The 876-nt window shown below is 37.2% G+C and carries 1 protein-coding gene; it reads right to left on the reverse strand.

Going from position 1 to position 876, the window contains the following annotated elements; genetic code table 11:
- The coding region (locus ACFIMQ_RS09475) for a hypothetical protein (protein ID WP_375703937.1) at positions 1–500 on the reverse strand (500 nt) is incomplete at its 3' end.
- Between the last annotated feature and the right edge of the window lie 376 nt (positions 501–876).

An 876-nucleotide genomic window follows, 5' to 3' on the forward strand; every position in this document is an offset into this window, starting at 1 on the left:
ACATGGGCATCATTAAACACAAGCCCACTCACATGAGCATTTTCATATACACGGGCATTATCGTAAATAAGAGCCCCTTCAGTAATAACGGCATTATCACTCACAACGGCATTGCCAAAAACATAGCCACCAATTTTTGCATTGCCATTAATGACTGCATTGTCATAAACATGTGCCTTATCACTCAAAACCCATGCCTTATCACTAATCACAGCATTACCATAAACTTTAGCATAATTCACAACACAAGCATTATTGCGTATTTTGGCATTTTCGGAAACGCTTGCTTGGATAACCATAGCATCATCATAAACCCAGCAATTGCCTTTATGAGACAGATCACTCTCATCTTTAATAAAGCCACCTAAATCCCCCGCCTTAACATCATCAAAATCTCTTAAAGCTTTAATGCGGTGTAAAGTCACACCGTTAACAACGCGGTTTTCATTAGTAAGTTCATATTTTGGAAAAGTTTCTTGATTTGTAACTGTAGCGTTCATAATAATTACCTCGTATTTTAACATTTTGATTGACAACCCTATAAGGGCGCCGGGCGCTCAAAACACGGATACGAGACCGTCGTTACACTTTCCCCTATGAAGGGTATTGTATAGTATAACCACACCCGGCAAAATCGTTATATGCCAATAAGAGCACAAAAGAAAGCCAGTATATTTTAGAAACATGGGAAGAGGTCGTTTCGTAACCTATCCGCTCGTATTACAGTGTTTTGAGCACTTGCCAACCTTATTAAACGACCTTTTCTTTAAAGTCAATACGTATTTTTTATTTTTTTCACTTTTTTTCATTTTGATAATTACCTAATTGAATATCAAGTGCTTTTTCTAGTTCACTGTCTATATCATAAGCCTGTGA

The organism is Bartonella sp. AD13SXNS (assembly GCF_042196465.1).
In the GTDB taxonomy this organism is placed as follows: Bacteria; Pseudomonadota; Alphaproteobacteria; order Rhizobiales; family Rhizobiaceae; genus Bartonella.